30 protein-coding genes are annotated in these 23815 nt (G+C 67.7%); 17 read left to right on the forward strand and 13 right to left on the reverse strand.

What is annotated here, in order from left to right; translation table 11 throughout:
* Positions 1 to 199 precede the first annotated feature (199 nt).
* Positions 200 to 937 carry a ZIP family metal transporter gene (locus WFQ67_RS24230; protein WP_213629245.1) on the forward strand — a complete coding sequence of 246 codons (738 nt, stop codon included), beginning with the start codon at positions 200 to 202 and terminating at the stop codon, positions 935 to 937.
* A gap of 82 nt (positions 938 to 1019) precedes the next feature.
* On the forward strand, positions 1020 to 1718 hold the full coding sequence (gene pyrF, locus WFQ67_RS24235) for an orotidine-5'-phosphate decarboxylase (protein WP_213629246.1): 699 nt from the start codon (positions 1020 to 1022) through the stop codon (positions 1716 to 1718).
* Between the two features lie 287 nt (positions 1719 to 2005).
* Here the strand turns inward: pyrF and WFQ67_RS24240 are convergent, their stop codons facing one another.
* Positions 2006 to 3010: an NADP-dependent oxidoreductase gene (locus WFQ67_RS24240; protein WP_337058428.1), complete on the reverse strand. Its 1005-nt coding sequence runs from the start codon at positions 3008 to 3010 to the stop codon at positions 2006 to 2008.
* Between the two features lie 229 nt (positions 3011 to 3239).
* On the opposite strand from WFQ67_RS24240, the gene WFQ67_RS24245 reads away from it, so the two are divergent.
* Together WFQ67_RS24245 and WFQ67_RS24250 are read left to right on the forward strand one after the other, a co-directional pair.
* Positions 3240 to 4004, forward strand: a complete 765-nt coding sequence (locus WFQ67_RS24245) for an SDR family oxidoreductase (protein WP_111264108.1) — start codon at positions 3240 to 3242, stop codon at positions 4002 to 4004.
* 141 nt (positions 4005 to 4145) lie between these two features.
* Positions 4146 to 5030, forward strand: a complete 885-nt coding sequence (locus WFQ67_RS24250) for a bile acid:sodium symporter family protein (RefSeq protein WP_213629247.1) — start codon at positions 4146 to 4148, stop codon at positions 5028 to 5030.
* Positions 5031 to 5310: 280 nt separating this feature from the next.
* Here the strand turns inward: WFQ67_RS24250 and WFQ67_RS24255 are convergent, their stop codons facing one another.
* Positions 5311 to 6522: a benzoate/H(+) symporter BenE family transporter gene (locus WFQ67_RS24255; RefSeq protein ID WP_213629248.1), complete on the reverse strand. Its 1212-nt coding sequence runs from the start codon at positions 6520 to 6522 to the stop codon at positions 5311 to 5313.
* Entirely contained in the window at positions 6522 to 7133 is a 612-nt protein-coding gene (locus WFQ67_RS24260) for a LysE family translocator (RefSeq protein ID WP_337058429.1), read from the reverse strand. Before WFQ67_RS24260 ends, WFQ67_RS24255 begins: the two co-directional genes overlap by 1 nt.
* Before the next feature lie 154 nt (positions 7134 to 7287).
* Here WFQ67_RS24260 and WFQ67_RS24265 point away from each other — a divergent pair, with 154 nt between their 5' ends.
* A complete protein-coding gene (locus tag WFQ67_RS24265; protein ID WP_337058430.1) occupies positions 7288 to 7920 on the forward strand; it encodes a hypothetical protein in 633 nt (210 codons plus the stop codon).
* Here WFQ67_RS24265 and WFQ67_RS24270 read toward each other — a convergent pair whose 3' ends face one another.
* Positions 7921 to 8379, reverse strand: coding sequence for a MarR family winged helix-turn-helix transcriptional regulator (locus tag WFQ67_RS24270; RefSeq protein WP_173178345.1), 459 nt, complete (start codon positions 8377 to 8379; stop codon positions 7921 to 7923).
* Positions 8380 to 8461: 82 nt separating this feature from the next.
* On the opposite strand from WFQ67_RS24270, the gene WFQ67_RS24275 reads away from it, so the two are divergent.
* Genes WFQ67_RS24275 through WFQ67_RS24290 form a run of 4 tightly spaced genes read left to right on the forward strand, consistent with a single transcriptional unit; the run spans position 8462 to position 11212 of the window.
* Complete coding sequence (locus tag WFQ67_RS24275) at positions 8462 to 9628, forward strand: aminotransferase-like domain-containing protein (protein ID WP_337058431.1); 1167 nt, start codon at positions 8462 to 8464, stop codon at positions 9626 to 9628.
* Between the two features lie 14 nt (positions 9629 to 9642).
* A complete protein-coding gene (locus tag WFQ67_RS24280) occupies positions 9643 to 10245 on the forward strand; it encodes a glutathione S-transferase family protein (protein ID WP_213629253.1) in 603 nt (200 codons plus the stop codon).
* 30 nt (positions 10246 to 10275) lie between these two features.
* Positions 10276 to 10818 carry a GNAT family N-acetyltransferase gene (locus WFQ67_RS24285; protein WP_337058432.1) on the forward strand — a complete coding sequence of 181 codons (543 nt, stop codon included), beginning with the start codon at positions 10276 to 10278 and terminating at the stop codon, positions 10816 to 10818.
* Between the two features lie 43 nt (positions 10819 to 10861).
* A complete protein-coding gene (locus WFQ67_RS24290; RefSeq protein WP_213629255.1) occupies positions 10862 to 11212 on the forward strand; it encodes a GFA family protein in 351 nt (116 codons plus the stop codon).
* Between the two features lie 241 nt (positions 11213 to 11453).
* Here WFQ67_RS24290 and folE read toward each other — a convergent pair whose 3' ends face one another.
* From folE to WFQ67_RS24310, 4 genes are all read right to left on the reverse strand, one after another.
* Positions 11454 to 12014 (reverse strand): GTP cyclohydrolase I FolE, encoded by a 561-nt coding sequence (folE, locus tag WFQ67_RS24295; protein ID WP_021222675.1) that lies wholly within the window; start codon positions 12012 to 12014, stop codon positions 11454 to 11456.
* Positions 12015 to 12251: 237 nt separating this feature from the next.
* Entirely contained in the window at positions 12252 to 12914 is a 663-nt protein-coding gene (locus WFQ67_RS24300) for a class I SAM-dependent methyltransferase (RefSeq protein WP_213629256.1), read from the reverse strand.
* A 75-nt stretch (positions 12915 to 12989) separates the two neighbouring features.
* On the reverse strand, positions 12990 to 13199 hold the full coding sequence (locus tag WFQ67_RS24305; RefSeq protein WP_111264092.1) for a cold-shock protein: 210 nt from the start codon (positions 13197 to 13199) through the stop codon (positions 12990 to 12992).
* 350 nt (positions 13200 to 13549) lie between these two features.
* Entirely contained in the window at positions 13550 to 13891 is a 342-nt protein-coding gene (locus WFQ67_RS24310) for a winged helix-turn-helix transcriptional regulator (RefSeq protein WP_213629257.1), read from the reverse strand.
* A gap of 90 nt (positions 13892 to 13981) precedes the next feature.
* On the opposite strand from WFQ67_RS24310, the gene WFQ67_RS24315 reads away from it, so the two are divergent.
* Positions 13982 to 14530, forward strand: a complete 549-nt coding sequence (locus WFQ67_RS24315; protein ID WP_213629258.1) for a carboxymuconolactone decarboxylase family protein — start codon at positions 13982 to 13984, stop codon at positions 14528 to 14530.
* Here WFQ67_RS24315 and WFQ67_RS24320 read toward each other — a convergent pair whose 3' ends face one another.
* The 3 genes from WFQ67_RS24320 to WFQ67_RS24330 all read right to left on the reverse strand — a co-directional run bounded on the left by WFQ67_RS24320 (position 14531) and on the right by WFQ67_RS24330 (position 16151).
* Positions 14531 to 15088 (reverse strand): Smr/MutS family protein, encoded by a 558-nt coding sequence (locus tag WFQ67_RS24320; RefSeq protein ID WP_111264089.1) that lies wholly within the window; start codon positions 15086 to 15088, stop codon positions 14531 to 14533.
* Positions 15089 to 15133: 45 nt separating this feature from the next.
* The gene (locus WFQ67_RS24325) at positions 15134 to 15454 is read right to left on the reverse strand and encodes a hypothetical protein (RefSeq protein ID WP_173178354.1); all 321 of its coding nucleotides are present in this window, start codon (positions 15452 to 15454) and stop codon (positions 15134 to 15136) included.
* 100 nt (positions 15455 to 15554) lie between these two features.
* Positions 15555 to 16151 (reverse strand): cysteine hydrolase family protein, encoded by a 597-nt coding sequence (locus WFQ67_RS24330; RefSeq protein WP_173178355.1) that lies wholly within the window; start codon positions 16149 to 16151, stop codon positions 15555 to 15557.
* 150 nt (positions 16152 to 16301) lie between these two features.
* On the opposite strand from WFQ67_RS24330, the gene WFQ67_RS24335 reads away from it, so the two are divergent.
* Together WFQ67_RS24335 and prmB are read left to right on the forward strand one after the other, a co-directional pair.
* On the forward strand, positions 16302 to 16433 hold the full coding sequence (locus WFQ67_RS24335) for a hypothetical protein (protein WP_274384541.1): 132 nt from the start codon (positions 16302 to 16304) through the stop codon (positions 16431 to 16433).
* 49 nt (positions 16434 to 16482) lie between these two features.
* Positions 16483 to 17397, forward strand: a complete 915-nt coding sequence (gene prmB, locus WFQ67_RS24340; protein WP_213629260.1) for a 50S ribosomal protein L3 N(5)-glutamine methyltransferase — start codon at positions 16483 to 16485, stop codon at positions 17395 to 17397.
* Positions 17398 to 17567: 170 nt separating this feature from the next.
* On the opposite strand, the gene WFQ67_RS24345 is transcribed toward prmB, so the two are convergent.
* Positions 17568 to 18347: a hypothetical protein gene (locus WFQ67_RS24345; protein ID WP_213629261.1), complete on the reverse strand. Its 780-nt coding sequence runs from the start codon at positions 18345 to 18347 to the stop codon at positions 17568 to 17570.
* Between the two features lie 57 nt (positions 18348 to 18404).
* Complete coding sequence (locus WFQ67_RS24350; protein WP_337058433.1) at positions 18405 to 19391, reverse strand: alpha/beta hydrolase; 987 nt, start codon at positions 19389 to 19391, stop codon at positions 18405 to 18407.
* A 130-nt stretch (positions 19392 to 19521) separates the two neighbouring features.
* Here WFQ67_RS24350 and aroC point away from each other — a divergent pair, with 130 nt between their 5' ends.
* From aroC to mtnC, 5 genes are all read left to right on the forward strand, one after another.
* Positions 19522 to 20613: a chorismate synthase gene (aroC, locus tag WFQ67_RS24355; protein ID WP_213629263.1), complete on the forward strand. Its 1092-nt coding sequence runs from the start codon at positions 19522 to 19524 to the stop codon at positions 20611 to 20613.
* Complete coding sequence (locus WFQ67_RS24360; RefSeq protein ID WP_213629264.1) at positions 20610 to 21761, forward strand: MFS transporter; 1152 nt, start codon at positions 20610 to 20612, stop codon at positions 21759 to 21761. The genes aroC and WFQ67_RS24360 overlap by 4 nt, the downstream gene beginning before the upstream one ends.
* Positions 21758 to 22372 (forward strand): methylthioribulose 1-phosphate dehydratase, encoded by a 615-nt coding sequence (locus tag WFQ67_RS24365; protein WP_337058434.1) that lies wholly within the window; start codon positions 21758 to 21760, stop codon positions 22370 to 22372. The genes WFQ67_RS24360 and WFQ67_RS24365 overlap by 4 nt, the downstream gene beginning before the upstream one ends.
* 86 nt (positions 22373 to 22458) lie before the next feature.
* A complete protein-coding gene (locus WFQ67_RS24370; RefSeq protein WP_173178362.1) occupies positions 22459 to 23004 on the forward strand; it encodes a 1,2-dihydroxy-3-keto-5-methylthiopentene dioxygenase in 546 nt (181 codons plus the stop codon).
* Positions 23005 to 23124: 120 nt separating this feature from the next.
* Entirely contained in the window at positions 23125 to 23808 is a 684-nt protein-coding gene (gene mtnC / locus WFQ67_RS24375; RefSeq protein ID WP_213629266.1) for an acireductone synthase, read from the forward strand.
* Positions 23809 to 23815 lie beyond the last annotated feature (7 nt).

A 23815-nucleotide genomic window follows, 5' to 3' on the forward strand; every position in this document is an offset into this window, starting at 1 on the left:
TGCCAGCGGCCATCGCGGCGAGAGACTCGCCGATGGCGGTGTCGCCAGCGTGTCGGCTTTGTACCGGCTCTGATACAAAGCGGCGTTGCATTCGGAAAGCACCGGCAGGGTGTGGGGGAAGTGCGCGGCTGCTTTCTGCGGGCGGATGGGGTACTTATGTCGCGCCGCATCCGGACCTGTCGTCGATAAAGGAGTTGTCATGCAGATTTCCACCACCCTGCTCGCCGGTTTCTGGGGCTGGCTGGCCGCCAGCAGCCTGTTGCTCGGCGCCGCCATCGGCTTCTGGGTGACGCTGCCCAGGGCGGTCACCGCCTCGGTGATGGCCTATGGCAGCGGGGTGTTGATCGCGGCGCTGTGCTTCGGGCAGATCCCCGAGGCCGAGCGCCTCGGCGGGCTGGGGCCGACCTTGGCGGGCATGCTCGCCGGCGGCGCGCTGTTCGTCCTCGCCAGCCAGTTGCTGGACCGCTGGGAAGCGCATCACCGCCAGCGCAGCGGCGGCGCCGGCTCCATGGTGGCGCTGCTGATCGCGGTGGGCGCCTTCCTCGACGGCATTCCCGAATCCCTGGGGCTCGGCCTGGGCCTGCTGGACGGCGGCGAGGTGAGCCTGCTGATGCTGGTGGCGATCTTCCTCTCCAACCTGCCGGAGGGGCTGGCCAGCGCCGCCGGGCTGCGCGAGGAGAAGCGCAGCGGCCTGTTCGTGTTCTGCCTGTGGGGCGGCATCGTCCTGCTGTCGGGCCTGGCGGCCATGGCCGGCCCGGGGCTCATGAGCGACCTGCCGCCGGCCTGGCTGGGCTTCGCCCTGGCGTTCTCCGCCGGTGCGGTGCTGTGCATGCTGGTGGACACGCTGATCCCCGAGGCCTTCGAGAGCACCCACGCCTGGACCGGGCTGATCACCCTGGCCGGCTTCATGACCGCCTTCGCCCTCGACCATCTCTAGTCGGCGGCGATCACCGGAGCAGCGGCGGGCACGGGCTTCCGCTACAATGCGCGCCGTTTTCGACTTGCCAGAGAGCCCGCCCATGTCCGCCTGCCAGACGCCCATCATCGTCGCCCTCGATTTCCCCACCCGCGAAGCCGCGCTGAAGCTGGCCGACCAGCTCGACCCTGCGCTATGCCGGGTGAAGGTGGGCAAGGAGCTGTTCACCAGCTGCGCATCGGACATCGTCGCCACCCTGCGCGAGCGCGGCTTCGAGGTGTTCCTCGACCTGAAATTCCACGACATCCCCAACACCACCGCGATGGCGGTGAAGGCGGCGGCGGAGATGGGCGTGTGGATGGTCAACGTGCACTGCTCCGGCGGCCTGCGCATGATGGCGGCCTGCCGCGAGACCCTGGAGCGGTTCAACGGGCCCAGGCCGCTGCTGATCGGCGTCACCGTGCTGACCAGCATGGAGCGCGAGGACCTGGCCGGCATCGGCCTGGACATCGAACCCCAGGAGCAGGTGCTGCGCCTGGCGGCCCTGGCGCAGAAGGCCGGGATGGACGGCCTGGTGTGCTCGGCCCAGGAAGCGCCTGCCTTGAAGGCGGCGCACCCGGCCCTGCAACTGGTCACCCCCGGCATCCGCCCGGCGGGCAGCGCCCAGGACGACCAGCGCCGCATCCTCACCCCGCGCCAGGCGCTGGACGCCGGTTCCGACTACCTGGTGATCGGCCGCCCCATCAGCCAGGCCGCCGACCCGGCCAAGGCGCTGGCGGCGGTGGTCGCCGAGCTTTCCTGAGGCCCGATCCCATAGGTTGGCGCCGAGCGTAGCGAGGCCCAACGCCCTGGTGTCCTGGTGAGCGTCGATGCGTTGGGCTTGCCTCAGCCAACCTACGAACTGTGGTCGCCGAGCTGGCCTGAGGCTCGATCGGTGGCCCAGGTGTTCAGGGCCGTCACGGGTAGGGCGGGTGAAACCCGCGTGATCCCGTGCGATGGATCGTCGGGTTGCACCCGACCTACGTGACCCCAAATAAAAATGGCCCGGACTGCATTGCAGCCCGGGCCATTTTCATTGGTACGGACGGGTTACTTGACCTTCAGCACCAGCTTGCCGAAGTTCTCGCCGCTGAACAGCTTGCCGAGGGTCTCGGGGAAGGTTTCCAGGCCTTCGACGATGTCTTCCTTGCTCTTGAGCTTGCCGGCGGCCATCCAGCCGCCCATTTCCTTGGCGGCGCTGGCGAAGTTGGCGGCGTGGTCCATCACCACGAAGCCTTCCATGCGTGCGCGGTTGACCAGCAGCGACAGGTAGTTGGCCGGGCCTTTCACCGCTTCCTTGTTGTTGTACTGGCTGATGGCGCCGCAGATGACGATGCGCGCGCGCGGGGCCAGGCGGCTGAGCACGGCGTCGAGGATGTCGCCGCCGACGTTGTCGAAATACACGTCCACGCCTTTCGGGCATTCGCGCTTGAGGCCGGCGACGACGTCTTCGTTCTTGTAGTCGATGGCGGCGTCGAAGCCGAGTTCGTCGATCAGAAAGCGGCACTTGTCGGCGCCACCGGCGATGCCGACCACGCGGCAGCCTTTGATCTTGGCGATCTGCCCGGCGATGCTGCCGACCGCGCCGGCGGCGCCGGAAAGCACCACGGTTTCGCCGGCCTTGGGCGCACCGACGTCGAGCAGGGCGAAGTAGGCGGTCATGCCGGTCATGCCGAGGGCGGAGAGGTAGAGCGGCAGCGGCGCGCGGCTCGGGTCGACCTTGTAGAAGCCGCGCGGCTCGCCGACGAAGTAGTCCTGCACGCCGAGCGCGCCGTTGACGTGGTCACCGACGGCGTAGTCGGGATGGTTGGAGGCGATCACCTTGCCCACGCCCAGGGCGCGCATCACCTCGCCCAGGCCCACCGGCGGGATGTAGGACTTGGCGTCGTTCATCCAGCCGCGCATGGCGGGGTCGAGGGACAGGTAGAGGTTCTCCACCAGGATCTGGTTCGGGCCGGGCTCGCCCACCGGTTTCTCGACGTAGGAGAAGGTGTCGCGGGTGGCCGCGCCGACCGGGCGTTTGGCGAGCAGGAACTGGCGGTTGAGCTGGGGCATGGCAGGGCACTCCGAATAGGGAAAACACCGGTTTAGTCCGCACGGCGGTGGAGGGCAAGCTTAGTCGCGCCAGGGAATGTGCGGCCATGAATGCCAATGATCATCGAGGGCGGGTTTCATCAGTCAACTGGATGCAGTACCCACCACGGACCTGATGATGCTGACGCTGGCCGCCCGCCAGTGGCTAGACTTCCCGCCGGTTCCCATCCTTCCTTCCGAGGTTTCACAGATGAGCATGACTTTCTCCGGCCAGGTCGCCCTGGTGACTGGCGCCGCCAACGGTATCGGCCGCGCGACCGCGCAGGCATTCGCCGCCGAGGGGCTGAAGGTGGTGGTGTCCGATGTCGACGCCGCCGGCGGCGAGGCCACTGTGCAACTGATCCGCGATGCCGGTGGCGACGCCACCTTCATCCGCTGCAACGTCACCGTCGACGCCGAGGTGAAGGCCCTGGTGGAGGGCACGGTCGCCGCCTATGGCCGTCTCGACTACGCCTTCAACAACGCCGGCATCGAGATCGAGAAGGGCAAGCTGGCCGAGGGCTCCGAGGCGGAGTTCGACGCCATCATGGGGGTCAACGTCAAGGGCGTCTGGCTGTGCATGAAGTACCAGATCCCGCAGATGCTGGCCCAGGGCAGCGCCGGCGCCATCGTCAACACCGCGTCCGTCGCCGGCCTCGGCGCGGCGCCGAAGATGAGCATCTATGCCGCTTCCAAGCACGCGGTGATTGGCCTGACCAAGTCGGCTGCCGTCGAGTACGCGAAGAAGAAGATCCGCGTCAACGCGGTGTGCCCGGCGGTGATCGACACCGACATGTTCCGCCGTGCCTACGAGGCCGACCCGAAGAAGGGTGAGTTCGCCGCCGCCATGCACCCGGTGGGGCGCATCGGCAAGGTCGAGGAAATCGCCGGCGCGGTGCTCTACCTGTGCAGCGACGCCGCAGGCTTCACCACCGGCCATTCCCTGGCCGTGGACGGTGGCGCCACCGCCATCTGACCGGCTACGCGGTCATGCAGGGGCGCCTTCCGGCGCCTGTTTGCATTCTGTTACAGGTCGGGCCCGGGCTGGCTCGCGAGGCCACTATCCAGCCACGTGGCGCGTGCGCAGAATCCGCCGAGGTCCGACAAGGAGAACAACATGACCGCAAGCCCCCTGGTAACGATCTTCCTGCCCCTGGCGCTGGGCATCATCATGCTCGGCCTCGGGCTGTCCCTGACCCTGGCGGACTTCGCCCGGGTGGTGAAATTCCCCAGGCCGGTGCTGATCGGCCTCGGCTGCCAGATCCTCCTGCTGCCGCTGGCGTGCTTCCTGCTCGCCAAGGGCTTCCAGCTGGAGGCGGCGCTGGCGGTGGGCATGATGCTGCTGGCGGCGTCCCCCGGCGGCACTTCGGCCAACCTCTACAGCCACCTGGCCCATGGCGACGTGGCGCTGAACATCACCCTGACGGCGGTGAACTCGGTGATCGCCATCCTCACCATGCCGCTGATCGTCAACCTGTCCCTGGCCCATTTCATGAGCGGCGACCAGGCCATCCCGCTGCAGTTTTCCAAGGTGCTGCAGGTGTTCGTCATCGTCCTCGGCCCGGTGGCCATCGGCATGTTCCTGCGCAGCCGCTTCCCCGGCTTCGCCGTGCGCATGGAGAAGCCGGTGAAGATCATCTCCGCGCTGTTCCTGCTGCTGATCATCGTGCTGGCGGTGGCCAAGGACTGGCGCACCTTCGTCGACTACGCCCCGGTGGTGGGCCTGGCCGCGCTGGCGTTCAACCTGATCAGCCTGGCGGTGGGCTATTTCGTGCCGCGCCTGTGCCGCCTCAGCCAGCGCCAGGCGGTGGCCATCGGCATGGAGATCGGCATCCACAACGGCACCCTGGCCATCGCCCTGGCGCTGAGCCCGATGCTGCTGAACAACCCGACCATGGCGATCCCGGCGGCCATCTACAGCATCATCATGTTCTTCACCGCCGCCGCCTTCGGCTGGTGGGTCAACCGCGTGCACGGGCGCGAGCTGGCGGCGGAGGCCTGAGGGCGCCTGCCAGGGTCCCGGGCTGAAGCCCGGGCTCTGCTGCGGTGGACCGGTGAAGCGCAGTCCTCCCTACATTCCCAAGCGGTGCCGGCCGGGGCACAGGAGACACCGTAGGTTGGGCTGAGGTACGAAGCCCAACGTCGCGAGGCCGGACATCGCACCGTTGGGCCTCGCTGCGCTCGGCGCCAACCTACGAAGCTGATCGGTGTGTCGGGTGGATGACGCTCTTTTCATCCACCAGCGGTGCCAGTCGTTACACCGAAGCCAGGCCGCCCGCGCTTCAGTCCTTGCCGGTATTCCAGTTGAGGATCACCAGCGTCAGCACCCCGGCGATCAGGCCCCAGAAGGCCGAGCCGATGGACAGCAGGCTCATGCCCGAGGCGGTGACCATGAAGGTGATCAGCGCGGCCTCGCGTTCCTTGGGTTCGTTCATCGCCACGGTCAGGCCGTTGCTGATGGAGCCGAACAGCGCCAGGGCGGCCACCGACAGCACCAGTTCCTTGGGGAAGGCGGCGAACAGCGCGGCGAGGGTGGCGGCGAAGATGCCGGCGATGCCATAGAAGACCCCGCACCACACGGCGGCGGTGTAGCGCTTGTTGCGGTCCTCGTGGGCGTGCGGGCCGGTGCAGATGGCGGCGCTGATGGCGGCCAGGTTGATGCCGTGGGAGCCGAAGGGCGCCAGCAGCAGCGAGGCGAAGCCGGTGGCCGAGATCAGCGGCGAGGCCGGCACCTGGTAGCCGTCGGCGCGCAGCACGGCGATGCCGGGGATGTTCTGCGAAGCCATGGCGACGATGAACAGCGGGATGCCAATGCTGATGATGGCGGTGAGGGAGAAGCTCGGCGTGGTCCACACCGGCTGCGCCAGGGCGAAGCTGAAGCCACTGAAGTCGAGCAGCCCCAGCGCCGCCGACATGCCGCAACCCACCAGCAGCGCTACCAGCACCGCGTAGCGGGGTTGCAGGCGCTTGAGCAGCAGATAGCTGAAGAACATCGCCAGCACCAGGGCGGTGCGGTGCTGCGCGGCGACGAAGATCTCGCTGCCGATCTTGAACAGGATGCCGGCCAGCAACGCGGCGGCCAGGGAGCCGGGCAGGCGGCGCATCAGGCGCTCGAAACCGCCGGTGAGGCCGACCAGGGTCAGCAGCACGGCGCAGACGACGAAGGCACCGATGGCCTCGGCGTAGGGCACGCCCGGCAGGCTGGTGATCAGCAGTGCGGCGCCGGGGGTCGACCAGGCCACGGTGATGGGGGTGCGAAAGCGCAGCGACAGGCCGATGCTGCAGACCGCCATGCCGATGGAGATGGCCCAGATCCACGAGGAAATCTGCCCGGCGCTGAGGCCGGCGGCCTGGCCCGCCTGGAACATCAGCACCAGCGAGCTGGTGTAGCCGGTGAGCATGGCGATGAAGCCCGCCACCACCGCCGACAGTGACGAGTCGGCCAGCGGGCGCAGGCGGGGCAGGGGGGCGCTGGAATCGGAGGCCTGGGTCATCACACGGTTCCCTTGATGTCGACGAGGATCGGATAGAGCGAGGCCACCAAGAGCAGGGCCATGCCGATATTGAAGGCGCGCAGCACCCGTGGCGAGGACAGCCAGCGGCGCAGCAGGCTGCCGGCGACGGTCCAGAGCCCGACGCTGGGGCAGTTGATCAGGGCGAACAGCGCGGCGATCAACAGGGCGTTGGTGACGAAGTTCTCCTGGGGGGTATAGGTGGTGATGGCGCCGATCGCCATGACCCAGGCCTTGGGGTTGACCCACTGGAAGGCGGCCGCCTGGAGGAAGGTGAAGGGGCGCGCGCCGCTGTCGCGGCTGTCAGGGGCACCGGAGCCGGCGATCTTCCACGCCAGGTAGAGCAGGTAGGCCGCGCCCAGGTAGCGCAGGGTGGTGTAGAACACCGGCACCTGCTCGAAGACCTGGTGCAGGCCGAGGCCGACCGCCATCACCAGGACCATGAAGCCCAGGCTGATGCCGAGCATGTGCGGCACGCTGCGGCGCACGCCGAAGTTCACCCCGGAGGCGAGCAGCATCATGTTGTTGGGGCCGGGCGTGACCGAGGTGACGAAGGCGAACAGGGCGAAGGCGAGCAGCAGTTCCAGGCTCATGGCAGGGCACTCTTTTTGGAATGCTGGAAGCCTACGGCGTGGCGCGTTGCCGCGCCCCGTACAGCGAAGCGCGCAAAAAGCGATACAGTCGCGTGACGAGTGCGGGAAGAGCCATTACTGTTCCGGTTTTCAGTTTTCCCAGGAGCCCCACGCCATGGACGAGAATCCCTACGCCGCCCCGCAGACCGACCTGGTCGATGCCCAGGCCCCCCGCGAACTGCCTGACTGGAGCCCAGGGCTGCTCAACCTGCTGGGCTGGCTGTGCCTGGTCTCGGCCCTGGGTTCGGTGGTGGTGCTGGTGTTCATCTTCCTGGGTGATTTCATCGGCCTCCAGGGGGCCTCGCTGGTTGCCGAATGGCTGGGCCTGGCGGTGATGTTGCTGGGCAGCTACCTGAGCCTGCGCCTCAAGGGCTTCGCCGAGGCGCGTTTCGCCGCCGTCGGCCTGGCCTGGCCGACCTGGCTGGTGATCCTGGCGGGGATGCTGACCCAGGTGATGCTCATGCTGGTGAGCGACCAGGCCCTGGCGAAGCTGGGCTGGGAGCTGGGCTCGTACCTGGCGCTGATGGTCGGCTACGGCGCGGTCACCGTGTGGCTGGCGGTGCGCCTGCTCAAGGTGCAGAACGTCTACCCGGTGTTCCGGGTGATGGCCTGGCTGCTGCTGGTGGGCGGGGTGATGATGGCGACCGTGCTGCTGGTGATGGTCGCCCTGCTTCCGCTGCTGGCCTCTTCCGTCGCCATGGCCCTGGTGTTCTTCCAGGGCGCGCGGGACATGATCGGGCGCGCCTGATCAGGCCGCTTCTTCGCTCTCGCCCGGACGGGCGCTGGACAATGCCTGGTTGACCTTCAGCCAGCCATCCACGGCGTCCGCCCCGGCCTCGCTGAAGGCGCGCTCCAGCAGGCGCGCCTGTTCGCGGCGCAGGCTCTTCTCCAGTTTCGAGCCGTCGGCGGTCAGGCCCAGCTGGCGCTTGCGCTTGTCGTCGTCGGCGGCGCTGCTCTGCACCAGGTCCATCTCCATCAACTGGCGCAGCGGCGTGTTCAGCGCCTGCTTGCTGACGCCCAGGTAGCCGAGCATTTCCTTGACGCTGAGGCCCGGGTACTTGGCGATGAAGAACAGGATGCGGTGGTGCACCCGCGACAGGCCGCGACGGGCGAGCATCTCGTCGGGCTTGCTGGTGAAGGCCTGGTAACCGAAGAAGAAGGCCTCCATGGCGGCGTGCTGGACGGCTGGGTTTTTAAGGTCAAGCATATTGACGTATCCATCCCGGTCATCGTAATTTCGGTCAAGCAGTTTGACTCAATTTTCCCGTCTTCGCATCCGGTGACAACCCATGGCCTTCTCCGAACGCATCGCCCGCCTGAAAAGCTCCTTGATCCGTGAAATCCTTGCCGCGGCGCAGCGCCCGGAAGTGATGTCCTTCGCCGGTGGCCTGCCGGCCGAGCCGATGCTGCCGAAGGTGGAGTGGGCACAGATGCCGGTGAGCATGGGCCAGTACGGCATGAGCGAGGGCGAACCGGCGCTGCGCGAGGCCATCGCCGCCGAGGCGCAGAAGCTGGGTGTTCCCTGCGACGCCAGCCAGGTGCTGATCGTCAGCGGCTCCCAGCAGACGCTGGACCTGGCTTCCAAGCTGTTCATCGACCCGGGCACCGAGGTGCTGCTGGAGGCGCCGACCTACCTGGCCGCCCTGCAGGCCTTCCAGCTGTTCGGCGCCGACTGCATCGCCGTCGCCCAGGAGGCCGATGGCCCCGAGCTGGCGTCCCTGCGCCAGCGCCTGGAGCAGCACAAGCCGGCCTTCGCCTACCTGATCCCGACCTTCCAGAACCCCTCGGCCGTGCGTTACAGCGAAGCCAAGCGCGACGCCGTGGCGGCACTGCTGGACGAGTTCGGCGTGACCCTGATCGAAGACGAGCCTTATCGTGAGCTGGTGTTCGACGAAGGCACCGCCACCCCCATCGTCAGCCGCCTGAAGAAGGCCAGCTGGATCTACACCGGCACCGTTTCCAAGACCCTGCTGCCGGGCCTGCGCGTGGGCTTCCTGATCGCCAGCCCGGACCTGTTCCCCTACCTGCTGCGCCTGAAGCAGTCGGCCGACCTGCACACCAACCGCATCGGCCAGTGGCAGGCCCTGCAATGGCTGGGCACCGAGCAGTACCGCGAGCACCTGGCCGAGCTGCGCGGCTTCTATCGCCAGCGCCGCGACGCCATGCAGGCTGCGCTGGAGGAGCACTTCGCCGACCTCGCCACTTGGCAGGTGCCCCAGGGCGGGCTGTTCTTCTGGCTGGCGCTGAAGCAGCCGCTGGACACCCGCACCCTGCTCAAGCCGGCGCTGGAGCAGAATGTCGCGTTCATGCCGGGCGAGCCCTTCTTCATCGACCCGGACCAGCATCCCGGCTACCTGCGCCTCAACTTCAGCCATGTGGCGCCCGAGCGCCTGGGCGAAGGCCTGCAGCGCCTCGCCGGGGTCATCCGTCACGCACTGGCCGCCGAGGCCGCCTGATCGAGGAGTACGACATGTACAAGGTCCACGGCGATTACATCTCCGGCAACTGCTACAAGATCAAGCTGATCCTCACCCTGCTCGGCAAGCCCTACCAGTGGGTGCCGGTGGACATTCTCAAGGGCGAGACCCAGAGCGAAGCCTTCCTGGCGCTGAACCCCAACGGCAAGATCCCGGTCCTGGAGCTGGAAGACGGCACCACGCTGTGGGAGTCCAACGCCATCCTCAACTTCCTCGCCGAGGGCAGCGACCTGCTGCCCAGCGAGCCGCGCCTGCGCACCCAGGTGCTGCAGTGGCAGTTCTTCGAACAGTACAGCCACGAGCCCTATGTGGCGGTGGCGCGCTTCATCAAGCTGTACCAGGGCATGCCCGCCGAGCGCGAGGAGGAGTACCGCACCTGCCTGGTGCGCGGCTACAAGGCGCTCAAGGTGATGGAGCAGCAGCTGTCGCGCACGCCTTACCTGGTGGGCGAGCAGTACTCCATCGCCGACATCGCCCTCTACGCCTACACCCATGTCGCGGAAGAGGGCGGCTTCGACCTCTCGCGCTTCCCGGCCGTGCTGGCCTGGATGGACCGCGTGGCCAGCCACCCCAAGCACGTGGGCATGCTCGGCTGACAAGACACTATGGGGCAGGGAGGCCCGAACATGACGACACCAAGGTTGCATGGCCCGCGCGTCGGGCTGCGCCCGTTCAGGGCCGACGACGCAGCCGAGGTGCAGCGCCTGGCCGGCGACCCGGCCATCGCCGCGACCACCGCAACCATTCCCCATCCCTACTCCCTGGAACTGGCCCAGCGCTGGATCGCCAGCCTGGAACCCGGCTACCCGCAGCATCCGCGCATCACCTGGGCCATCGTCCGTCCTGACGATGACGCGCTGCTCGGCTGCATCAGCCTGATCGGCCTCGGTGTCGAATCCGGCGAGCTGGCCTACTGGATCGGCACGCCCCACTGGGGCCGGGGTTATATGCAGGAGGCCGCGCGCCTGGTGCTGGCCCATGCCTTCGAGGTGCTCGGCCTGGCCTGGGTGGAGGGCTTTTGCCTGGCGCACAACCCGGCTTCGGCGCGGGTGATGACCGGCATCGGCATGCAGCCCCTCGGGCAGCGCTTTGCCCGCGAATTCCGTGGCCGCGAGGAGACGCTGCTGGGCTTCCGCCTGGACGTGGCGCACTGGGCGAGGCTGGTCTAACGTGGCGACATCGGTTCGCGACGGGCCAGGCAGGGAGACGTCCATGAAATACAAAGGTGGCTGCCACTGCGGCCGGATTGCGTTCGAGGTGGACGGCAGTCCGCTCGCCGAGGTGATGGAGTGCAATTGCTCGCTGTGCAGCAAGCGCGGCTACCTGCTGTGGTTCGTGCCACGGGCGCAACTGACGCTGTCGACAGCGGATGCGGACCTGTCCACCTACCGCTTCAATCGCATGCACATCGCCCATCACTTCTGCGCCAACTGCGGCTGTGCGCCCTTCGGCGAGGCGGCCGATCCCAAGGGCAATGCCATGGCGGCGGTGAACGTGCGCTGCCTGGAAGGGGTCGATCCCGACACCCTGAAGGTGGTGAAGGTGGATGGGCGGAGTTTCTAGCGCGCTTGGTTCAGGCAGAACGATGTGTTGGATTCGACTCCGCCTGGTGGAGGTGAAAAGCGACCTCCACCCTACGCAGCGGTCATGCGGGATGCACCTGTAGGGGCGACTTCAGTCGCCCGGCGGTGCCGCGCCGCCGGTCTTTTGGGAGCCACTTCATTCGCGAGCAGAGCCCACATCGGATCCTCGAGCCCGATAAACGAAAAAACCGGCCGAGGCCGGTTTTTTCATGGGGGCGGCTTCAGCGGATCAGGCTGAGGAACTCGCTGCGGGTCGCGGCGTTCTGGCGGAATTCGCCGAGCATGACCGAGGTGACCATGGAGGAGTTCTGCTTCTCCACGCCGCGCATCATCATGCACATGTGCTGGGCCTCGATGACCACGGCCACGCCGGCCGCGCCGGTGACCTGCTGCACGGCCTCGGCGATCTGGCGGCTGAGGTTCTCCTGGATCTGCAGGCGGCGGGCGAACATGTCGACGATCCGCGCGACCTTGGACAGGCCCAGCACCTTGCCGCTCGGCAGGTAGGCGACGTGGGCCTTGCCGATGAAGGGCAGCAGGTGGTGCTCGCACAGGGAATACAGCTCGATGTCCTTCACCAGCACCATTTCGCTGTTGTCGGAGCTGAACAGCGCACCGTTGGTGACTTCCTCCAGCGTCTGCTCATAGCCGCGGCAGAGGTACTGCATGGCCTTGGCGGCGCGCTTGGGGGTGTCCAGCAGGCCTTCGCGGGAGACGTCCTCGCCGAGCTGGCCGAGGATCGCGGTGTAATGTTGCTCGAGTTTCTGATTGCTAGATTCCATGGGGCTTCCAGGGGCTAGTGAAATATCAGCGTGCCCGTCGTGGGCCTCCCGGTGCCCGGGGGCCGCACCGCGCGCCCATCTCGGTGGGCTCGGGACAGCTTCTGCACGCTATGGCCGGGTTGCTGGCGATAGAGGTGGGCATCATACCCGCCATGACGCTTCGGGTCGCGTCGGTGAAGCGGCCATTTTACTGCGGGCGCCGTTGCGCCCGGGTATCCATGTGCGCCATGCAAGGGCTCAGGGGGCGACTGCGCCTCGGCTGAAGTGCAGGTAGGAGCCCCTGAAGCGCTCGCCGTTGGCCAGCATGCAGTCGGCGTGGCTGATGTTCATGCCGTAGCCGAGCTCGGCCATCTCGTCGTGGAAGGTCTGCTGGCCCTGGCGATCCGGGTCGACCAGCAGTACTTCCACGGAACTCGCGGAGTGGCGGTCGATGAAGTCGGCCAGGTCGGCCTGGTTGTCATGGTCATAGAGCAGGTCGCTGCCGATGATCAGGTCGAACTCGCCGAACGCCTCGGTGCCGCCCCAGTCGCAGGTTTCGTAGCGCATCGGCGGCAGGCCGTTGAGTCGGGCGTTCTCGGCGAGGAAGGTGGGGATCAGCGGGTGGATGTCGCTGGCGGTCATGTCGCCGCCGCGCTGGTGGCCCACCAGGCTGGCCAGGCAGAGCCCGGCGCCGACTTCCAGCACGCGCAAGCCGGTGAGGTCGCGGGTCGCCATCGTCTGGGCCAGCGCTTCGCCTGCCGGCCACACCTGGCCGAACAGCGCCCAGGTGTCTGCGGTGATGCCCAGGCCGGCAGCCTCGCCCAACGGGTCATGGAATTGCTCGGCGTCCAGCAGCGATTGCATGTGGAAGTCCCGGCCGCCTACGCGGAAGGTACTGGTCTTTATCAGATAGCCTGGCATGTCGCTCCGTAGCGCTGGAAAAAGAGAAGGCAAAAAAAAGCCCCGGGAACCCGGGGCTTCTTTCGGAGGCGGGGGTCAGACCACCTGGACTTGCTCGGCCTGCAGGCCTTTCGGGCCCTTGGCGACCAGGTAGCTCACCTGCTGGCCTTCGGCGAGCGACTTGAAGCCGGCGCTTTCGATGGAGCGGTAGTGGACGAAGAGATCCGGGCCTTCCTGGGGGGTGATGAAGCCGAAGCCTTTTTCATCGTTGAACCATTTGACGGTGCCGGATTGACGATTGGACATGATGTATCTCCAGGGAAATGTAATGGCATCGACGCCGGGACATCCGGGTCGAGACTGAGGGCGAAAGCGAAGGAAGCCGAGGAGATGAAAAGATGGGAATCGTTACATCAGGTCAGAAATCGCAATGACACGTTGCATCCAGTGCGCACACCATACTCCTAATGCGGGAATAACCCAGGTTTATTTTTGTCGGTGCGCCGCCAGGGGCGTCCGGGAGGGAAGAAAAGGCCGCCATCAGCTGAATTTGGGGGGACCGATGGCGGCCCTACTGCAGCCCTCAGCAGGGCTTCCAGAGGATAGTGAGGCTCCCGCCACGCGCCATCGCCGCCCGTCGCCGCGCCGCCGGCAGCTCATGCGTCCGAGGGCGGCGGCAGGCGTTCGGCCCAGGTTTCAGCCCACTCGGCGAGGGGCAGGCAGCGGCGGACCAGTTCCTCGCCGTCCTCGCTGAGCCGATAGCCGGCATCCCCCGTGTCGATCAGCAGCGCCTGGCGCAGTTCGCCCATGCGGGTATTGAGCACCGAGGGCGAGAGGCCTTCGCAGCGTGCCTGGAGTTCGCGGAAAGTGGCTGGGCCCTGGCGCAGTTCCCAGAGGATGCGCAGGCTCCAGCGGCGGCCGAGCAGGTCCAGCAGGGCCATGATGGGCCGGCCGGTGGTGGAGCCGCGGACCGGTTTGCCGGGGAGGGGAAGGGTCATGATCTTATTCCTTGCTTCTTTTTTAGTAGCGGGCGAAGGTCTTTGCTGCTACGTTTTGCGTAGCGTAACAGCCCGACAGGAGATCCGGCCATGAGCACTGCGCGTATCCACCCGCTCCAAGCCCCCTATGACCCGGCCGTGCAGGCCGCCTTCGACAAGGTGATGCCGCCCGGCGTGCCGCCGCTGAAGCTGTTCCGCAGCATGGCGCATAACCCCCGTGTGCTGCAGCGCTTGATCGCGGGGGGCCTGCTCGACCCCGGCAGCATCAGCCTGCGTGAGCGCGAGGTACTGATCCTGCGCACCACCGCCCGTTGCGGCGCCGAATACGAATGGGGCGTTCACGTGGCCTTCTTCGCCGAGCGCGCGGGGTTCAGCGCGGAGCAGGTGGCGGACAGCTGCAGCGAGCAGCCTGAGCCGTCACTGTGGAGCGCGGCCGAGTTGGCACTGATGGAGCTGGCCGATGGCCTGAACCGTTCGGCTCGGGTGGAGGAGGGGTTGTGGCAGCGGCTGGCCTCGCACTTCAGCGATGCGCAACTGATCGAGTGCCTGACACTGGTCGGCTTCTACCACGCGGTGTCGTTCGTGGTGAACGGCACCGGCGTGGAGCGGGAGGCGGGCGTGCCGCGCTTCCCGCGCTGACTACTCGTCGCGGCCTTCGAGCATGGTGCGGCGCAGCATCACGTAGAGCGCGCCGGTGCCACCGTGGCGCGGCAGGCAGGAGGTGAAGCCGAGCACCTGCGGGTGCTGGCGCAGCCAGGTGTTGACGTGGCTCTTGATCAGCGGGCGCTTGCCGTCCAGGCGCGCGGCCTTGCCATGGGTGATGCGCACGCAGCGGATCTCGAACTTCGCTGCTTCGGCGAGGAAGTCCCAGAGGGTTTCGCGGGCCTTTTCCACGGTCATGCCATGCAGGTCGAGGCTGCCTTCGAAGCCGATCTGGCCGAGCTTGAGCTTGCGCATCTGGCCTTCCTGCACGCCGTCGCGGGCCCAGTGCAGCTCGTCCTCGGCGCCGACGTCGATGACGAACAGGTCGGAGAGGCCGTCGACCTTGGTCGATTCGGTTATCTGGGTCGCGTTCTGCCGCAGGCTGGCGACCTGCTTGCGGTCGGCCTTCGGCTTGCCGGTTTCCGCGCGGTCGTTCTGGATGCGCTTCACGCCGCGCATCTCGTTGGTGAACAGGGAAAAGTCGTCGTCTTGCATAAGGCCTCCACGAAGGAGGCCTAGTTTAACCAACAGAGGGGGGCGTCAGTCGCGCTTCTTCATCAGCCCGGGAGACAGGCTCAGGTCGTTGCGACGGCGGGAGCGGCGGCGGGCGATGCGCCAGCCGGCGACGCCGAGCCAGAGGAACAGCAGGCCGATGACCAGGAGCACCACGGCGGAGCCGGTGCTGTCATTGAGCGTACCGAGGGCCGGCGGGCGGCCGAGCAGGGTGGCGGTGCCGGCCATGGCCAGCAGGATGCCGAAGCTGGCGATCAGGGCGGCCAGGGCCGCGGCGAAGCGCCAGCGCCAACTGCCCGGGCCACGGGGGCGCAGGCGGCGGGCATCGAAACCATCGGATAACTTCATCCGGACGTCCTCTGTTGCAATCGGGCGTATGACCGGCGCATGTCGGCGGGGTTCCGGTCATGCGCCCGATTGGATGTCGCCAGATGTGTAGCGCCCAGGCTCAGGCCAGGGCGCGGGCGTGGGGCACCACGCTGGCGAAGTTGTCGGCGAGGGCTATGACTTCGACACGGTGCATGTCTTCGGCGCTGATCACGCCGCCGTCGGTGGTGGGCAGGTCGCGGGTGGCGCAGGCGGCGCTGACCAGGGTGCAGCGGTAGCCGTAGTCCTTGGCGGCGCGCACGGTGGTGCTGACGCTGGAATGGGTCATGAAGCCGCAGACGACGAGGTCCAGATGGCCGATGTCCTGCAGGCGGTCATGCAGTTCGGTGCCGGCGAAGGCATTGGGCAGGCGTTTCTCGACCACGATCTCGCCCGGCAGCGGGGCGACTTCGGGGAGGTGCTGGCCGCGTTCGCCCTGGGGGTCGAGCAGGCCGCCGGGCACCCCCAGGTGCTTGACGTGGACCACGGCGCTGCCGATGGCGCGGGCTGCCGCCAGCAGGGTGGCGATCTCCTCGAGCGCGGCGTCCAGGCCGGGCAGGGCGAGGACGCCGCTGCGGTACTCCTCCTGCGCGTCGATGATCACCAGGGTGGCGTTGTTCAGGCTGGCGGGCGGGTAACCACGGCCACTCAGTTGGAACATGGATTTGGGGGCGGACATGCGGATCTCCGGTACGGCTGTGCCGCCCATTGTCCGCCGAGCGGAGAGATAAGTGAACCATGTCGCGCATCCGACTTGTCGATCCCGGTACGGCCGTGCACTATCGATGCGTTTCGCAGGATGCGAAGCCCCCCGCAGAAGGAGCTGCCCATGCCCGATTTCTCTGAGGTCCCCGCTTATTTCTGGTTGCTCTTCGCCCTGGCCGTGGCCATCGCGGTGATGCGCGAACTGCGTCGTGAACGGCGCGAGGACATCGGGCAGCCGCCGCGTCGCAAGCCATGAGTCGACGGGTGTAGAATCGCCTGTCCGTTCTTGCCTGAGGTCGTCCTTCGTGTCCGAATCCCGCTTGCGCACCCTGCGCGATCACATCCGCTGGGCGGTCAGCCGTTTCCATGCGGAAAACCTGTTCTTCGGTCATGGCACTGACAACGCCTGGGACGAGGCGCGCCAGCTGGTGCTCGGCGCGCTGCACCTGCCCTACGAGGTGGCCGACAGCTACCTCGACTGCCGCCTGGAAGACGACGAGCGTGCCCACGTCCAGGCGCTGCTGCGCCGCCGCATCCTCGAGCGCGTGCCGGTGGCCTACCTGCTGGGCGAGGCCTGGTTCTGCGGCATGCCTTTCGTGGTGGACGAACGTGTGCTGGTGCCGCGCTCGCCCATCGGCGAGCTGATCCAGCAGGGCTTCGAGCCCTGGCTGGCCGCATCGCCCGCGCGGATTCTCGACCTGTGCACCGGCTCCGGCTGCATCGGCATCGCCGCCGCCCACGCCTTCCCGGATGCCGAGGTGGTGCTGGCCGACCTGTCCTTCGACGCGCTGGAAGTGGCCAACCTGAACATCGAGCGGCATGACCTGGAAGACCGCGTCTTCACCGTCCAGGGCGATGGCTTCGATGGCCTGCCGGGGCAGCGCTTCGACCTGATCCTGTCCAACCCGCCCTATGTGGACGCCGAGGACTTCGCCGACATGCCCGAGGAGTTCCAGCACGAGCCGGCCATGGGCCTGGCCTGTGGCGACGACGGGCTGGACCTGGTGCGCCGGATGCTGGCCGAGGCCGCCGACCACCTCACCGAGCGCGGCACGCTGATCATCGAGGTCGGCAACAGCCAGGTGCATGTCGAGGCGCTGTATCCGGAAGTGGACTTCACCTGGCTGGAATTCAGCCACGGCGGCCATGGCGTGTTCCTGCTCGGCGCCAGCCAGTGCCGGGAGCACCAGGCTCTGTTCCGCTCGCGCCTGAACGGCTGATCGACGCCAAGCCCCGAAGCCCGTCCCACGCCAGTAGACGGGCTTTTTCATGCCTGGGGCATTCACAGGTGCAGGGCGGGTGAAACCCGCGTGCGAGGGGCACGGCCCTGTCGGGTTGCACCCGACCTACAAGCATTGTCGCGCGAGGCGTCTGTGGGTAGCGCGCAGGCTCAGTGGGTGGCGATCCAGATCAGCAGCCCCGCCTGGAACACCGCGAACACCACCAGGCAGGCGATGGTGAAGCGCAGGCCGCTGTCTTCGCGCTGGAAGGCGTTGACCCGCTCCTGCAGCTTGCGGATCTCGATCTCCTGCTGGTGCAGGTTGTGGTCGGCCTGCTGGAGCATGGCGGCGGCGTCGAGCATGTCGACGACCTGCACCTTCTCCCGGTTCCAGTCCTCGTGCAGCTCGCTGACGCGACCGGCGCGGTACTCGGCCTTCAACTGCAGCGCATCGAGGTAGGCGACTTCGAAGCCCTGGGCCTTGAGGAAGTGGTCGCGGCGCAGGCGGAGGTCCTCGGCCACCGCGTCCTTGGCCGCCAGGGCACCGCCCTCGACCTTGTAGTGCGGCCAATGGCGCCGCGCCCAGCCGATGCCGCGTGCCAGCAGGAAGCGACCAAGGCCGCGGTTCTGCGGCTCCAGCTGGAGGCCGCTGTCGGCGCCGAAGCGCACCTCCTTCAGGCGGTGGTCGGCCCAGACCTCGAACAGGTTCTGCTCCTTGCGCACGCGCTGCCCGGGCAGGTGCAGGCTAAGGTGCAACACGCTCTGGTCGGTGCTGTGGCGCTCCACCTCGCCGAGCTGGACGAAACGCAGCGGCCGCGCACCGGTCTGGCGATCGGTAGGCAAGGGCGCCAGGCGCAGCAGCTGGAAACGCTCCGGCGGCAGGTCGGCCCAGGGATGCGGCTGCGGCGTCGGTTCGGTGGTTTCCTGCTGTTCGGTTTCGTTGTCGGTCATCGAGCACAATCCTGTGGCGGAGTGCAGCGGCCCAGTGGCGGCGCGCTGACCTGACCCTTATCGGCCGCTTTTCCCGTCGCTGGAGGGCAGGCGTTCGATGAAGGCGATCAGGCGTTCGCCGAGCTCGCGGGCCAGGGGCAGGCCGGGGGAATTATAGGTGGCGAGCGGGTCGCGGGCGTCCGCCGGGGTGATGCGCAGGACATGGTCCATGCCCGGGATGATCACCAGCTCGGCATCCGGGCGGATCGCCTGCAGGGCACGGGCGTCGGCCACGTCCACCTGGCTGTCGTGGCTGCCCTGGACGATCAGCGCCGGCACCCGCACGGCGGCGAAGGCGGCGGCCGGGTCCTTGGCGAACAGGGAGATGAGGTAGGGCTGCACGCTGGGGCGGTAGAGCACCAGCAACGGCTTGGGCACGCCCGGCACCTGATGCCCGGCCCTGAGGCTGGCGAGGATTTCGTCGCTGCGTGCCAGCAGTGGGGGCGGCAGGCGCCGTTGCAGTTGCTCCTGCAGCACCTGGTCGATGGGGCGGGCGCTGCCGGCGATGGAGACCAGCGCATCGGCACCGGCATCCGGTGCGGCCAGGCTGGCGATCAGGGCGCCTTCGCTGTGGCCGATCAGCACCAGGCGCGAGAAGCGCGGGTCGGCCTTGAGCGTGTGGCCCCAGGCCACCGCATCGGCCACGTAGAGGTCGACGCTCAGTTGCCGCTCGTCGGGGCCGGCGGCCTGGCTCGCAGCGATGCCGCGCTTGTCGTAGCGCACGCTGGCGATGCCGTGGCGCGCCAGCAGCTCGGCGAGCTTCTTCAGGCTGTCGTTGCGCCCGCCCATGGGGTTGTTGCCGTTGCGGTCGGTGGGGCCGGAACCGGACAGCAGCAGTGCCACCGGCACCGGGGCGTCGGTCCCGGGGCGCAGCAGGGTGCCATGCAGCGTGCCGCTGGCGGTCTCCAGCTCGATGGGGCGCTGGAGGACGGTCCAGGGGCTGGCCAGGGCTGTGCCGGTGAAGGAGAGCAGGAGCAGGGCGAGCAGGGGGATGAGGCGTGGCATGAAGGGTTCCGGGTACGGCGACGTGGCTTTGACGCCGGCGCCGACGCAAGGTTCGTGGGTGAACTGGCCGGGCGCCGCAGGTATACTCCTCGGCCTTTCTTCGAGGCCCAATTTCAGCGGAGCACTGTGCATGTCCGGCAACACCTACGGCAAGCTGTTCACCGTCACCACGGCTGGCGAAAGCCACGGCCCGGCGCTGGTCGCCATCGTCGACGGCTGCCCGCCCGGGCTGGAGCTTTCCCTGGAGGACCTGCAGCGTGACCTCGACCGCCGCAAGCCGGGCACCAGCCGTCACACCACCCAGCGCCAGGAGGCCGACGAGGTGGAAATCCTCTCCGGCGTTTTCGAAGGCCGCACCACCGGCTGCTCCATCGGCCTGCTGATCCGCAACACCGACCAGAAGTCCAAGGACTACTCGGCGATCAAGGACCTGTTCCGCCCGGCCCACGCCGACTACACCTACCACCACAAGTACGGCGTCCGCGACTACCGCGGCGGCGGCCGTTCCTCGGCGCGTGAGACCGCCATGCGCGTCGCCGCCGGCGCCATCGCCAAGAAGTGGCTGGCTGGGCAGGGCATCCGCATCCGCGGCTACATGAGCCAGCTCGGCCCGATCGAGATCCCCTTCAAGACCTGGGACTCGGTGGAGCAGAACGCCTTCTTCAGCCCCGACCCGGACAAGGTGCCGGAGCTGGAGGCCTACATGGACCAGCTGCGCCGTGACCAGGATTCCGTCGGCGCCAAGATCACCGTCATCGCCGAAGGCGTGCCGCCGGGCCTGGGCGAGCCGATCTTCGACCGCCTGGACGCGGAGCTCGCCCACGCGCTGATGAGCATCAACGCGGTGAAGGGCGTGGAGATCGGCGCCGGCTTCGCGTGCGTCGCCCAGCGCGGCACCGAGCATCGCGACGAGCTGACCCCGGAAGGCTTCCTCAGCAACAACGCCGGCGGCATCCTCGGCGGCATTTCCTCGGGCCAGCCGATCGTTGCCCACCTGGCGCTCAAGCCCACTTCCAGCATCACCACGCCGGGCCGATCCATCGACGTCGACGGCAACCCGGTGGACGTGATCACCAAGGGCCGCCACGACCCCTGCGTCGGCATCCGCGCCACGCCCATCGCCGAAGCCATGATGGCCATCGTGCTGATGGACCACCTGCTGCGCCACCGCGGGCAGAACGCCGATGTGCGCGTCACCACCCCGGTGCTCGGCCAGCTGTGACCGGCGGCGCGCTGCCGTATTGGCGGCTGTCCGGCTTCTACCTGTTCTACTTCGCCCTGCTGGGGGCCACGGCGCCCTTCCTCGGGCTCTACTTCGCCCACCTGGGCTTCTCCGCCGCGCGCATCGGCGAGCTGGTGGCCATCCCCATGCTGATGCGCTGCGTGGCGCCCAACCTCTGGGGCTGGCTGGGCGACCGCAGCGGCCGGCGCCTGGCCATCGTCCGGCTGGGCGCGTTCTGCACCCTGTGCACCTTCGCGCTGATCTTCGTCGACAAGAGCTACGCCTGGCTGGCGATGATCATGGCCCTGCACGCTTTCTTCTGGCATGCGGTACTGCCGCAGTTCGAAGTGATCACCCTGGCCCATCTCAGGGAGCAGGCCGCGCGCTACAGCCAGATCCGCCTGTGGGGCTCCATCGGCTTCATTCTCACCGTGGTCGGCCTGGGCAAGGCGTTCGAGGTGTTCAGCCTGGACGTCTACCCGGTGGCGCTGGTGGTCATCATGGCCGGCATCGTGCTCAGCAGCTGGTGGGTGCCCAATGCCACGCCGGTGGCCCGGGAGGGAGGCGCCCGCGGCGGTTTCCTCGACCAGCTGCGGCAACCCGGCGTGCTGGCGTTCTACCTGTGCGTGGGGTTGATGCAGCTGTCCCACGGCCCGTACTACACCTTCCAGACCATCTACCTCGAAAGCCTCGGCTACCCGCGCGGCTTCATCGGCCAGCTGTGGGCGCTGGGCGTGGTGGCGGAGGTCTTGATGTTCCTGGCGATGGCGCGCATCCTCTCGCGCTTCCCGGTTCGCCAGGTGCTGGCCGCGAGCTTCCTGCTCGCGGCGTTGCGCTGGCTGCTGCTGGGGCATCTTGCCGACAACCTCGCGGTGCTGCTGTTCGCCCAAGTGCTCCATGCGGCGACCTTCGGCAGCTTCCATGCGGCGGCCATCCATTTCGTGCAACGCCAGTTCGGCCCGCAGCAGCAAGGCCAGGGCCAGGCGCTCTACGCAGCACTCGCCGGCACCGGCGGCGCGCTCGGGGCCCTGTACTCGGGTTACAGCTGGAACAGCCTGGGTGCCTCCTGGACCTTCGTCATCGCCAGCCTGGCCGCCATGGCTGCTGCCGTTATCATTGCCACTCAATTGAAAGAGGAGCGGGCATGAACCGCGAAACACTCACCCGTGAAATCATCGAGGCCGGCCGCTTCCTCTATGGTCGCGGCTGGTCCCCGGCGACCAGCAGCAACTACTCGGCGCGGCTGTCGGTCGACCAGGCACTGCTGACCGTCTCCGGCAAGCACAAGGGCCAGCTCGGCGAGGACGACGTCCTGGCCACCGACCTCGACGGCATCAGCCAGGAGCCCGGCAAGAAGCCCTCCGCCGAGACCCTGCTGCACACCCAGCTGTACCGCTGGCAGCCGGGGATCGGCGCCGTGCTGCACACCCATTCGGTCAATGCCACGGTGCTCTCGCGCCTGACCCTGGCCGACTCGCTGGTGTTCGCCGACTACGAGTTGCAGAAGGCCTTCAGCGGCGTCTCCACCCACGAGTCGCAGGTGCTGGTGCCGATCTTCGACAACGACCAGGACATCGCCCGCCTGGCCGCGAAGGTGCAGCCCTGGCTGGACGCGCATCCCGACTGCGTCGGCTACCTGATCCGTGGCCACGGCCTCTACACCTGGGGCCCACGCATGAGCGACGCGCTGCGCCAGGTCGAAGCCTTCGAATTCCTGTTCGAGTGCGAGCTGAAGGTTCGCGCCCTCCATAAACCCTGACGCTTCCTTCCGCCGAAGGTGCATGACCGATCGAGCGTCCGCCCGACCTGCCCCAGAGCGGGAGCGCGGCGCCAGGAGCAGCCCCGATGAGCAGCCTTACCGTCTACCACGAGTCCAGCCCCGACGTTCCCAACAAGATGCTGACCCATGTCGATGACATCGCCAGCACCCTCGCCGATGTCGGCGTGCGCTTCGAGCGTTGGCAGGCCAGTGCGCCGATCACCGCCGGCGCGTCCCAGGAGGAGGTGATCGCCGCCTACCGCCCGCAGATCGACGCCCTGATGCAGGAGCGCGGCTACGTGACGGTGGACGTGGTCAGCCTCGACCGCGACCACCCGCAGAAGGCCGAGCTGCGTGCCAAGTTCCTCGACGAGCACCGCCACGCCGAGGACGAAGTGCGCTTCTTCGTCGCCGGGCGCGGCCTGTTCACCCTGCACATCGACGACTATGTCTACGCCGTCTTGTGCGAGAAGAACGACCTGATCTCGGTGCCCGCCGGCACCCGCCACTGGTTCGACATGGGCGAGGAACCGCATTTCGTCGCCATCCGCCTGTTCAACAACCCCGAGGGTTGGGTGGCGCAGTTCACCGGCGAGGACATCGCCAGCCGCTTCCCGCGGTTGGAGGATTGAGGTGGCAGGTTTGGGGAAAGCGGTGGGCTGAAGCCCACCCTACGCCCACCCTGCGCTCGTGCCTCACTTGCCCGCTGTCCCCGCTCGGGGCTCATTGAATAACGCGACACCGGAGCCTGCATGCCCATCAAAGCCATCCTCACCGATATCGAAGGCACCACCAGTGCCGTCAGCTTCGTCTTCGACGTGCTCTTCCCCTATGCCGCCCGCCACCTGCCGGAGTTCGTGCTGACCCACGCCGAGCGGGCGGATGTCGCCGAGCAGCTGCAGGCTGTGCGTGTGGAGAGCGGCGAGGCCGATGCCGATGTGCGACGGGTGGTGGAGATCCTCCTCGGCTGGATCGCCGAAGACCGCAAGGCCACGCCGCTGAAGGCGCTGCAGGGCATGGTCTGGGAGCAGGGCTATGCCGCCGGCCAGCTCAAGGGCCACGTCTATCCGGACGCGGTGGATGCGCTGAAGCGCTGGAAGCAGGACGGCTACGACCTCTATGTCTATTCCTCCGGCTCGATCCAGGCGCAGAAGCTGATCTTCGGCTGCTCCGAGGCGGGCGACCTGACGCCGCTGTTCTCCGGCTACTTCGACACCACCTCCGGTCCCAAGCGCGAGGCGGCCTCCTATGCGCGCATCGCCGAGGCCATCGGGCGCCCGGCCGAGGACATCCTCTTCCTCTCCGATGTGGTGCAGGAGCTGGACGCCGCGCAGCAGGCCGGCATGCCCACCATCGGCCTGGCCCGCGAAGGCGGTGAGCTCGCCGGCCATCCCACCGTGGCCAGCTTCGCCGTGATCGACCCGGCGCGCGCCTGAGCCGTAC

Source organism: Pseudomonas sp. USHLN015 (genome assembly GCF_037153275.1).
GTDB lineage: Bacteria > Pseudomonadota > Gammaproteobacteria > Pseudomonadales > Pseudomonadaceae > Metapseudomonas > Metapseudomonas tohonis.

Bases quoted from the DNA above. Each gene is read 5' to 3' on its own strand.
- WFQ67_RS24335 (WP_274384541.1), top strand. From the start codon at position 16,302: ATGCCCGATTTCTCTGAGGTCCCCGCTTATTTCTGGTTGCTCTTCGCC.
- WFQ67_RS24320 (WP_111264089.1), bottom strand. From the start codon at position 15,088: ATGCAAGACGACGACTTTTCCCTGTTCACCAACGAGATGCGCGGCGTG.
- WFQ67_RS24305 (WP_111264092.1), bottom strand. From the start codon at position 13,199: ATGTCCAATCGTCAATCCGGCACCGTCAAATGGTTCAACGATGAAAAA.
- WFQ67_RS24255 (WP_213629248.1), bottom strand. From the start codon at position 6,522: ATGACCCAGGCCTCCGATTCCAGCGCCCCCCTGCCCCGCCTGCGCCCG.
- WFQ67_RS24280 (WP_213629253.1), top strand. From the start codon at position 9,643: ATGTACAAGGTCCACGGCGATTACATCTCCGGCAACTGCTACAAGATC.
- WFQ67_RS24350 (WP_337058433.1), bottom strand. From the start codon at position 19,391: ATGCCACGCCTCATCCCCCTGCTCGCCCTGCTCCTGCTCTCCTTCACC.
- WFQ67_RS24315 (WP_213629258.1), top strand. From the start codon at position 13,982: ATGAGCACTGCGCGTATCCACCCGCTCCAAGCCCCCTATGACCCGGCC.
- WFQ67_RS24270 (WP_173178345.1), bottom strand. From the start codon at position 8,379: ATGCTTGACCTTAAAAACCCAGCCGTCCAGCACGCCGCCATGGAGGCC.
- WFQ67_RS24310 (WP_213629257.1), bottom strand. From the start codon at position 13,891: ATGACCCTTCCCCTCCCCGGCAAACCGGTCCGCGGCTCCACCACCGGC.
- WFQ67_RS24300 (WP_213629256.1), bottom strand. From the start codon at position 12,914: ATGCCAGGCTATCTGATAAAGACCAGTACCTTCCGCGTAGGCGGCCGG.
- mtnC (WP_213629266.1), top strand. From the start codon at position 23,125: ATGCCCATCAAAGCCATCCTCACCGATATCGAAGGCACCACCAGTGCC.
- WFQ67_RS24325 (WP_173178354.1), bottom strand. From the start codon at position 15,454: ATGAAGTTATCCGATGGTTTCGATGCCCGCCGCCTGCGCCCCCGTGGC.
- WFQ67_RS24370 (WP_173178362.1), top strand. From the start codon at position 22,459: ATGAGCAGCCTTACCGTCTACCACGAGTCCAGCCCCGACGTTCCCAAC.
- WFQ67_RS24285 (WP_337058432.1), top strand. From the start codon at position 10,276: ATGACGACACCAAGGTTGCATGGCCCGCGCGTCGGGCTGCGCCCGTTC.
- WFQ67_RS24345 (WP_213629261.1), bottom strand. From the start codon at position 18,347: ATGACCGACAACGAAACCGAACAGCAGGAAACCACCGAACCGACGCCG.
- WFQ67_RS24230 (WP_213629245.1), top strand. From the start codon at position 200: ATGCAGATTTCCACCACCCTGCTCGCCGGTTTCTGGGGCTGGCTGGCC.
- WFQ67_RS24275 (WP_337058431.1), top strand. From the start codon at position 8,462: ATGGCCTTCTCCGAACGCATCGCCCGCCTGAAAAGCTCCTTGATCCGT.
- pyrF (WP_213629246.1), top strand. From the start codon at position 1,020: ATGTCCGCCTGCCAGACGCCCATCATCGTCGCCCTCGATTTCCCCACC.
- aroC (WP_213629263.1), top strand. From the start codon at position 19,522: ATGTCCGGCAACACCTACGGCAAGCTGTTCACCGTCACCACGGCTGGC.
- WFQ67_RS24330 (WP_173178355.1), bottom strand. From the start codon at position 16,151: ATGTCCGCCCCCAAATCCATGTTCCAACTGAGTGGCCGTGGTTACCCG.
- WFQ67_RS24240 (WP_337058428.1), bottom strand. From the start codon at position 3,010: ATGCCCCAGCTCAACCGCCAGTTCCTGCTCGCCAAACGCCCGGTCGGC.
- WFQ67_RS24265 (WP_337058430.1), top strand. From the start codon at position 7,288: ATGGACGAGAATCCCTACGCCGCCCCGCAGACCGACCTGGTCGATGCC.
- WFQ67_RS24250 (WP_213629247.1), top strand. From the start codon at position 4,146: ATGACCGCAAGCCCCCTGGTAACGATCTTCCTGCCCCTGGCGCTGGGC.
- WFQ67_RS24290 (WP_213629255.1), top strand. From the start codon at position 10,862: ATGAAATACAAAGGTGGCTGCCACTGCGGCCGGATTGCGTTCGAGGTG.
- WFQ67_RS24365 (WP_337058434.1), top strand. From the start codon at position 21,758: ATGAACCGCGAAACACTCACCCGTGAAATCATCGAGGCCGGCCGCTTC.
- folE (WP_021222675.1), bottom strand. From the start codon at position 12,014: ATGGAATCTAGCAATCAGAAACTCGAGCAACATTACACCGCGATCCTC.
- WFQ67_RS24260 (WP_337058429.1), bottom strand. From the start codon at position 7,133: ATGAGCCTGGAACTGCTGCTCGCCTTCGCCCTGTTCGCCTTCGTCACC.
- WFQ67_RS24245 (WP_111264108.1), top strand. From the start codon at position 3,240: ATGAGCATGACTTTCTCCGGCCAGGTCGCCCTGGTGACTGGCGCCGCC.